Annotated in this window: 10 protein-coding genes; 7 read left to right on the top strand and 3 right to left on the bottom strand. The window is 58.8% G+C overall.

What is annotated here, in order from left to right:
- Positions 1-257, bottom strand: a 257-nt coding sequence (locus tag BM062_RS23905) for a transposase (protein ID WP_139220181.1), incomplete at its 3' end; no start/stop codon positions are given.
- 292 nt (positions 258-549) lie between these two features.
- Between BM062_RS23905 and BM062_RS25425 the strand changes: the two genes are divergently transcribed.
- Positions 550-1,296 carry a hypothetical protein gene (locus BM062_RS25425; protein WP_139220180.1) on the top strand — a complete coding sequence of 249 codons (747 nt, stop codon included), beginning with the start codon at positions 550-552 and terminating at the stop codon, positions 1,294-1,296.
- A 127-nt stretch (positions 1,297-1,423) separates the two neighbouring features.
- Here BM062_RS25425 and BM062_RS23895 read toward each other — a convergent pair whose 3' ends face one another.
- Positions 1,424-2,020 (bottom strand): nitroreductase family protein, encoded by a 597-nt coding sequence (locus BM062_RS23895; protein WP_092401959.1) that lies wholly within the window; start codon positions 2,018-2,020, stop codon positions 1,424-1,426.
- Between the two features lie 282 nt (positions 2,021-2,302).
- Here BM062_RS23895 and argS point away from each other — a divergent pair, with 282 nt between their 5' ends.
- The 5 genes from argS (at position 2,303) to BM062_RS23870 (ending at position 7,133) form a co-directional block, all read left to right on the top strand.
- Positions 2,303-4,051, top strand: a complete 1,749-nt coding sequence (argS, locus tag BM062_RS23890; RefSeq protein ID WP_092401956.1) for an arginine--tRNA ligase — start codon at positions 2,303-2,305, stop codon at positions 4,049-4,051.
- Positions 4,052-4,120: 69 nt separating this feature from the next.
- Positions 4,121-4,804, top strand: coding sequence for an SPOR domain-containing protein (locus BM062_RS23885; RefSeq protein WP_092401953.1), 684 nt, complete (start codon positions 4,121-4,123; stop codon positions 4,802-4,804).
- A gap of 101 nt (positions 4,805-4,905) precedes the next feature.
- Positions 4,906-5,619 carry a thiol:disulfide interchange protein DsbA/DsbL gene (locus tag BM062_RS23880; protein WP_092401950.1) on the top strand — a complete coding sequence of 238 codons (714 nt, stop codon included), beginning with the start codon at positions 4,906-4,908 and terminating at the stop codon, positions 5,617-5,619.
- A gap of 98 nt (positions 5,620-5,717) precedes the next feature.
- Entirely contained in the window at positions 5,718-6,500 is a 783-nt protein-coding gene (locus BM062_RS23875; protein ID WP_092401947.1) for an SDR family oxidoreductase, read from the top strand.
- A 9-nt stretch (positions 6,501-6,509) separates the two neighbouring features.
- Positions 6,510-7,133 (top strand): LysE family translocator, encoded by a 624-nt coding sequence (locus BM062_RS23870; RefSeq protein ID WP_092401944.1) that lies wholly within the window; start codon positions 6,510-6,512, stop codon positions 7,131-7,133.
- A 24-nt stretch (positions 7,134-7,157) separates the two neighbouring features.
- Here the strand turns inward: BM062_RS23870 and BM062_RS23865 are convergent, their stop codons facing one another.
- Entirely contained in the window at positions 7,158-8,225 is a 1,068-nt protein-coding gene (locus BM062_RS23865; protein ID WP_092401971.1) for an MBL fold metallo-hydrolase, read from the bottom strand.
- Positions 8,226-8,363: 138 nt separating this feature from the next.
- On the opposite strand from BM062_RS23865, the gene BM062_RS23860 reads away from it, so the two are divergent.
- The gene (locus BM062_RS23860; protein ID WP_092401941.1) at positions 8,364-8,768 is read left to right on the top strand and encodes a MerR family transcriptional regulator; all 405 of its coding nucleotides are present in this window, start codon (positions 8,364-8,366) and stop codon (positions 8,766-8,768) included.
- The last annotated feature ends 42 nt before the right edge of the window (positions 8,769-8,810 follow it).

The raw sequence follows: 8,810 nt of genomic DNA, 5'->3' as shown, positions 1-8,810 counted from the left end.
GCGACTGCTGTCGGTTCGGCCAGGGTGATCGGCAGAAGTTGGCAAGTTCCCGCAGCGGCTTCACACGGCACGCTGCCAAACTGCTTGCGCCAGGCAAAGACCTGGTTGGCGTTGACGTTGAACTCGCGGGCGACGCGTGACACCGAGGCTCCAACGGCCTGCGATCTGGCAACGACATCACGCTTGAATTCGGTGGTGTGCCGGCGATAGGGGCCGCGTTTGGGTGACGAAATGACTGGTTGAATTTTTGTGTCCATAATTGAATTTGTGGGCACAATTCATTTCGCACCCAATTCAATCATGCGGACATCGGATCAGGCAGTACAGACGTTACTGGGAAGACGCTTACGGAAAAAATGCCCACTGGTTCGGTGTCAGCCAGCAACTCAAAGGGAGGATGCTCGCCGAGACCCGCGACCATGAAAACCCGGCGGTAACGCGTGGGGACCCCGAAATATTGAGCATCAAGTCCTTGCCAGTATCCCGGATTGCCAATAAGGGAAGGTGCGAAATTAATAAGATTTGATAACGAAAAGAATACAAAAATACATGAATGAAGCTAAATTTTTTCTATTCATATTTCTTTATATCGCATCATTCAGTTTATTTTCTACCAACATAAACAGCGCCACTAGCACTGTCCTCGGAAATGAAGCTGGGGGCGTTCCACATGTGCCTGGTCTACGTTCTATTATTGTAAATATGGATAGATGTTCATTCAGAATTGCTTTAAAAAACAATCAGAATTTTCTCTTCAACACTCCTGATATAGTTTTCTATGAATCAAAAACGGCTTTAAAGAATCCGCCTTATCTTTGGCAAGCTGAAAGGTCCGCGGGTTACGACTGGGCGTTTCAGAAGCCAGGCAATTTGAATGACAGGTGGTTTGGATTGATGTGTGAAGGCGCAGAGAATTTGTCATGGAATGCGGCATCGGCGAGCAAGCAGCATGAAGAACCAACGCCTGAACAGCAACAAATCAGGAATAGCAATGATCTGAAATGCCCGGCAAAAATAAGAGATGGGAAGTGGGTGTTAAATGATCAAGGGATGAAGCCAGAGAACTATCTGTTCAAAGAATTAAAAGGAGCAAACTGGAATGGGTTTGTCGTGGGCTATAAAAACAAGAAATCCAGGTCCACTTTGCAGTCCTTGCGATTTTGTTTGGTACACGATAACGACGTAGTCATAGGCGCATCCGAAAATTATCCTAAGTCTTTGTCGATACCAATCTCATTCTTCGACAGGGTACAAAATCTCCTGTCAACAATTCAATTTCTTGGCGATAAAAAATAATTCGAGCCGGGCTTATCTCAAAAGCCGCAGCCGCAATAAATAAAAATGCGGGTTAACAGCTCCCACCGTTAACCCGCATCAAATTTGGCAGCCCCGAAAAAATGGGTCAAATCAAATAAACCAGGCTTTAAGCCTTGAAAGTCCCTTCAGAAACCAAAGCCTGCAAAGGCAACCGCGGGCTAGGCTCTTCCTTGGCGCGCAGGCCTTCCGGCAGCATCGCCTTGTCGCCGATCTTGCCGATAGCTACCGCCGCCTCAATCGCGAAATTGGCCGGTACGCCCAGCTCGGTACGTGTCTTTTCCTTGTCGAAACCAGCCATGCCATGCGCATGCCAGCCGGACAAACTGGCTTGCAGCGCCAGGTAGCCCCAGGCCGAGCCGGCGTCGAAAGAATGGGTCGGCATAGCCACTTCTTCAGTGCTGCCCGGTGGCGCAAACGTGGTTTTCGACAAGACGATCACCAGCGCCGATGCATTTTCCGCCCAGCTGCGGTTGAATTCGTTGAGCAGGCCCAGCAGCTTGGTCCAGTGCGGTGTGCCGCGGCGGGCGAAGACGAAGCGCCAAGGTTGGGAGTTGTAGGACGACGGCGCCCAGCGGGCTGCTTCCAGGATGGTCAGCAGTTCTTGTTCGGAAATCTCGTCATTGGCGTAAGCGCGCGGCGACCAGCGGCTGAGGAATTGCGGGTGGGCTGGATGATCGGCTACGCGTGGTGTGGATTGGGTCATGAAAATTCCTGTATATAAATAAGCAAGGCAAAATCGATGCAGCTGGAAGCATGCCAAAAAAAGCAGCCCGGCCGAGACGCTGCATCTTAGCAGCAGTTTTTGATGATTGCAGCGGACAGCAGGATTTACTGAATTCCCTGGCCTGCCCGGGCAAGCCGGGTGAAGATTGCTATGCCAAGCCGGTATAATCGGGAATAATCAAGATTGCCTGGAAGTTGCCCGACAGATCGGATAACCCCACAGATTTTTCGCATTAATCCAGTATCACTGACTACCTATCCTATGCTTGCACCACAGAAACAACAGATCATCGACCTTTTCAACGCTGCCTTGCAGCCCATTATCGCCGGCAGCGAGCTGCAGCCGACGGTGACGCTGGAGCGTCCGCGCGATCCTTCGCATGGTGATGTCGCCTGCAATATCGCCATGCAGTTGGCAAAGCCGCTGAAAAAGAACCCGCGTGAACTGGCGCAAGCCCTGGTGGCGGCCGTGATGGCCGGCGCCGGAGAGGGCAAGCTGATCGAAAGCGCCGAAATCGCCGGTCCGGGTTTCATCAACCTGCGCTTGACGGCGGCGGCCAAGCAGCAAGTGGTCAAGACGGTATTGCAAGAAGCCGCTGAATACGGCAAGAGCCAGCTTGGCGCCGGCAAGAAAGTGCTGGTCGAGTTTGTTTCGGCCAATCCGACCGGCCCTTTGCATGTCGGCCATGGCCGCCAGGGGGCGCTGGGCGATGCCTTGTCGGCGCTGTTTGAGGTGCAGGGTTTCGATGTCACCCGCGAGTTCTACTATAACGACGCCGGCGTCCAGATCGCCACGCTGGCCACTTCGGTGCAGGCGCGCGCCAACGGTTTCAAGCCGGGCGACGCCGAATGGCCTGAAGCGGCGTACAACGGCGACTACATTGCCGATATCGCAAAGGATTTCCTGGCCGGGAACACGGTCGCTGCCAGCGACGGCGAACCGGTCACCGCCAGCGGCGATATCGGCGACATCGAATCGGTGCGCAAATTCGCTGTCGCCTACCTGCGCCGCGAGCAGGACCTGGACCTGCAGGCCTTCGGCGTCAAGTTCGACAACTATTACCTGGAATCCTCGCTGTACAAGGATGGCAAGGTCAACGCCGCAGTCGATGCGCTGAACGCCGCCGGCGTCACCTACGAGCTGGATGGCGCCCTGTGGCTGCGCACCACCGACTACGGCGACGACAAAGACCGCGTCATGAAGAAGACCGACGGCACGTATACCTACTTCGTGCCCGACGTCGCCTACCACATGGTCAAATGGCAGCGCGGTTTCGGCAAGGTCATCAATATCCAGGGCAGCGACCACCACGGCACCATCGCCCGCGTGCGCGCTGGCCTGCAGGCGGTCAACCTCGGCATCCCGCAAGGTTATCCGGACTATGTGCTGCACAAGATGGTGACGGTCATGAAGAACGGCGAGGAAGTGAAGATTTCCAAGCGCGCCGGTTCCTACGTCACCCTGCGCGACCTGATCGAATGGTCGGCGGGCGAAGACAGTGCTGCCGTGGACGGTGCGCAAGACAGCCCGCGCGACCTGACGCGCGGCCGCGATGCGGTGCGCTTCTTCCTGATCTCGCGCAAGGCGGATACCGAATTCGTGTTCGACGTCGACCTGGCGCTGGCCAAGTCCGACGAAAACCCGGTCTACTACGTGCAGTACGCCCACGCCCGCATCTGTTCGGTGCTGGCGCAGTGGACCGGCGACGAGGCCGGCCTGGGTTCGGTCGACCTGAGCCCGCTGACCGCGCCGCGTGAAGCCAGCCTGCTGGCTAAGCTGGCGGAATATCCGGACATGCTGCAGCACGCGCTGGAAGAGCTGGGGCCGCACCAGGTGGCGTTTTACCTGCGCGATTTGGCGGGCGAGCTGCATAGCTACTACAATGCTGAGCGGGTCCTGGTGGACGACGAGGCGCTGAAGATGGCGCGCCTGGCCTTGATGTACGCAACCCGCCAGGTGTTGCGCAATGGCTTGGCGCTGATCGGCGTATCGGCACCAGCCCGCATGTGAATCTACAATCGGCGATCTCCGGCAGCAGTTGCCGGAGACGGTCAGTAACCAGGATGTCATTGGGGAAGTATGAGCAAACTTAACAAGAAACAAGCTGGCGGTACCTTACTGGGCCTGATCTTCGGCCTGATCATCGGATTGGCGATAGCCGTGGTGGTGGCGATCATGATCACCAAGACGCCGACGCCGTTCACCAACAAGACAGCAAAAACCGAAAAAGCGCCGGAGGCCATCACCGCGCCGGCGCCGTCGAACCCGGACCAGCTGCCGGATCCGAACAAGTCGCTATACGGTAACAAGGATGCGGCCAAGGAAGCCGCCAAGGCGTTCACTCCGCCGCCGCCGGGCGCCGACGGCGTGCCGCCTAACGTGGCGGCCGAGAAGAAGCTGGATGCCTTGGTCGCCAAGGCGCAGGACAAGTCGGCTCCCGTCGTCGACAAATCCACCGCCGACAAGACCAAGAAAGTCGCCGGCGACATCGCCGAAGCCAAGAGCAAAGCCACGGCGGCTGACGACAACTGGATCTATTTCCTGCAGGTAGGCGCCTTCCGCGAGCAGAGCGAAGCGGAAAGCGCCAAGGCGCGGCTGGCCTTGATGGGTTTCGAAGCCAAGATCAGCGAACGCCAGGCCGATACCGGTTCCCTGTACCGGGTGCGGGTGGGGCCGTTTAACCAGCTGGAAACAATGAACCGGATACGCGGAAAGTTGTCAGATAACGGCGTCAATGCCGCAGTGGTGCGCGCGGCGAAATAAGGGATGCAGGACCAGGCGTGTTTTTGATTGATGAGGAACAGGACTATGGCTCTCTCCCTGTTCCGTTGTTGGCTTTCACAATTTTAAAAAAAGGATAATTCATGCGTTTTTTTCAAAAAGCCCTGGCTATCGCCGGCCTTAGTCTGAGTTTTGGCCTGTTGGCCGCCAGTGCCGGCGCATCGCCGGCCGCTCCGGTCGCAGGCAAGGAATACAAGGTTCTCGATAACCCGCAGCCGACCGATACCGGCCTTGGCAAGAAAGTGGAAGTGACGGAATTCTTCGGTTACTTCTGCCCGCATTGCAACGCGCTCGAGCCGACGCTGGAAGAGTGGATCGCCAAGCAGGGCGACAAGATTTCCCTCAAGCGGGTGCCGGTCGACTTCGGCGATCCGAATGGCGATCCAAAGAAATCGCCGTACGTAGCGCAGAAAAAGCTGTACTACACGCTGGAAGCCATGGGCAAGCTGCCTGAAATGCACAAGAAGGTCTTCAGCGCGATCCACGTCCAGCGCCAGCGTCTCGATACAGAGGCGTCCATCGCCGATTTCGCGGCCAAGCAAGGCCTGGACAAAGCCAAGTTCCTGGATGTGTACAACTCCTTCGCCGTGCAGACCAAGGTGACGCGCGCGGTCCAGCTGCAAAACGCCTATAAGATAGACGGCGTGCCGACGCTGATAGTCGACGGCCGTTATGTCACCTCGCCATCGATCGTCGGCGCGACGCCTGGCGCCGGCGACAGCGAGCCGGCCCTGTTCAAGTCCACCCTGCAAGTGATGGACAGCCTGGTGGCCAAGGCTGCCGCCGGCAAGAAGTAACAAGCAGCTGAATAAGCAGGCTGGCCGCGACGGCCGGTCCGGTAGTGTTGAAAAGTCCGCCACTCGCAAGAGGGCGGGCTTTTTTATCGAGGTAAAGCATGCAACGTGTATTCATCACTGGCGCTTCCAGCGGCATCGGCGCCGCGCTGGCGCAATATTATGCGGGCCAGGGCGCAGCGCTGGGGCTGGTTGCCCGGCGCCAGGACGTGCTGGAACAGCTGCGCGCCGGCTTGCCGCACCCGGAGCGGCATCGCCTGTATGCATTGGATGTCAATGACCACGCTGCATTGACGGCAGCGGCGGAAGATTTCATCGCCGCCGGCGGCGCCGACGTGGTGGTCGCCAGCGCCGGGATTTCGCAAGGGACGCTGACCGAGCATGCCGAAGACCAGCAAGTGTTCGAACAGGTATTCGCCACCAACGTGCTGGCGACGGTCGCCACCTTTACACCGTTCATCGCCACCATGAAACGCCAGGCCCAGGCCGGGCAGAGAGATTTGCGCCTGGTTGGCGTCGCCAGCGTGGCAGGTATTCGCGGCTTGCCCGGAGCGGGCGCTTACAGCGGCTCCAAGGCAGCCGTGATCAGCTATTGCGAATCGCTGCGGGTGGAATTGCGGGCCAGCGGCATCAAGGTGGTCACCATCGTGCCCGGTTATATCGATACGCCGATGACCCAGGTCAACCACTACAAGATGCCGTTCCTGATGCCGGCGCCGCGGTTCGCCGCCAAGGCCGGTGCCGCGGTCGCGCGCGGCAGCAGCTACCAGGTGATCCCGTGGCAGATGGGCGTAGTCGCCAAGTTGCTGCGCCTGTTGCCGAACTGGCTGTACGACCTGGCATTTTCCAAAGCGCCGCACAAGGCGCGCAAAACCAAAGGCTGACCAGGACACATGGACTTTCACAATTTTTTCTTGTTCGTGCTGACAGAATTTGCGCTGTCGGCGTCGCCCGGGCCGGCAGTCATGCTGGTGGTCGCCTACGGCATCACGGTCGGCTGGAAGAAGTCGATTTTCGCCATCCTGGGGATACTCGCCGCCAACGCGATCTATTTCACCATTTCGGCGACCGGGCTGGGCGCCCTGATCGTCGCCTCGCATACTCTGTTCAGCGCGGTCAAATGGCTGGGCGTGGCTTACCTGGCGTATCTCGGCCTGTCGGCGATATTCGGCCGGCCTTCGCCGATCACCGCCTCCAGGCTGGACAGCCGCAATGCCTCCGGCTGGAAGATCTGGTTCAGCGGCCTGACCCTGCAGCTGGCCAATCCCAAGGCGCTGATTTTCTTTATCGCCATCCTGCCGCAGTTCCTTAACCCGGCCGCCAACGTGCCGCTGCAGATGATCTGGCTGGCGGCGGGTTCAATTATCCCGGAATTTTTTATCCTGGCCGGCTATGCCGCGCTGGCCGGAAAAATGCAGACTATCGCTACCCGCCCGAGTTTTGCCCGGCTTACCGACCGCGTCGCCGGCTCGCTGATGCTGGCGGTGGCGATGATCGTGGCGGCAATACAGCAGTAAATACCGCAGTAAATACGGGCATCGTCAGGCAAGGCTGAAACGGTAGACCTGGTCGTCATCCAGCCGCCGTTTCAGCACGCCGTCAAACCACAGCTTGTGCAAATGCGCCAGCGCTTCGCCTAGTGCGAAAGTCATCTGGTGCGCATCCAGCGGCCGCCGGAACATGACCGGCACGATGTCGCTGGCGGACTGCGGCGCCGCGGTGCAGGCTTGCACCACTTCCGCCAGCCGGTCGCGATGATGTTGCTGCAGCTGATCGATGCGGATCTGCAAGCCGCGGAACGGCTTGCCATGCGACGGCAGTACCAGCGTGGAGGCCGGCAACGCGCGGTATTTTTCCAGCGAATCCATGTATTGCTGGACCGGGTTCGATTCCGGCTCGATCGCAAATACCGAGACATTGGTGGAAATCCGCGGCAATACCATGTCGCCCGAAATCAGCAGGTCCAGCCCGGCGCAATGCAGCGCCACGTGTTCCGGCGCATGGCCGAAGCCGGTGATGACCTGCCATTGATGCTTGCCGATGCGCAGCTGCTGCCGGTCGGCCAGCCGATGGTAAGCCTGCGGCACCGCCGGCACCATGGCCGGATAGTAGGATTTGCGCTGCGCCACCTTGGCGACGACTTCGGGGTCGCGCATGCCGTGCTGCTGGAAGTGCGGCAACGCCGCGCTGCCGTCGGCGCCGGGCAGCGCGGCCGACATGATGCGCGCCGAGAAATATTCGCCGCCGCTCATCCACAGCGGCGCTTGCCAGCGTGTGCATAGCCAGTCGGCCAGACCGACGTGGTCTGGATGGCAATGGGTGACCAGCACCCGCAATACCGGCAGGCCGCGCAGTTCGCTTGCAAAAATGGCATCCCAGGCCGCGCGGGTGGCGTCGTTGGCGATGCCGCAATCGACGATGGTCCAGCCATGGCGGACGCCGTCCTCCGTTTCCATGCTGTCTTCCAGCAACCATAGATTGATATGGTCCAGCGCAAACGGCAAACCCATGCGCAGCCAGCGCACGCCCGGCGCGACTTCAAGGGTGGCGCCGCCGGCGGGCAAGGTATCGCCGAATGCGTAGCTGAGCTGGGCTTCGAGTGGATTCATCGGGAATTCTTTCTTTTTTGGTAACGCCAGTAGTTTTTCGGTGTTTTCATTTTCCGCCAGCGCGCCTACAATATGCTTTACGTTAACGTTAACTGCCATTGTACCTAAACCAGCATTTTTTGTTCTGCCCACCCAACCATGCCGACCTACACCATCACTGAACTTGCCCGTGAATTCGACATTACCCCCAGGGCGATCCGCTTCTATGAGGATCAGGGCTTGCTCAGCCCGAAGCGGGATGGCGCCGGCGGCCGCAACCGGGTGTATGCCGGCCGCGAGCGCACCCGCCTCAAACTGACCCTGCGCGGCAAGCGGCTGGGCCTGACCTTGTCGGAAATCAAGAGCCTGGTCGACATGTACGACTCGCCCAAGGATTCGGCGCCCCAGCTGGAACTGTTCCTGGAAGTGCTGGCGCGTCATCGCGAACACCTGGAGCAGCAGCGCGAAGACATCGAAGTGACCCTGGCGGAAATTACCGCGCACGAAGACGAATGCCGGCGCCTGCTGAGCAGCGGCGAGCTGAGCGACCACGCCGCACCCTGAATTTCCCCTCAAACAACATTCAACAACCGGCAAGAATAACGA

The organism is Collimonas sp. OK412, assembly GCF_900112135.1.
Lineage (GTDB): Bacteria > Pseudomonadota > Gammaproteobacteria > Burkholderiales > Burkholderiaceae_D > Collimonas > Collimonas rhizosphaerae.
This window is presented reverse-complemented; position numbering and strand designations above follow the sequence as displayed.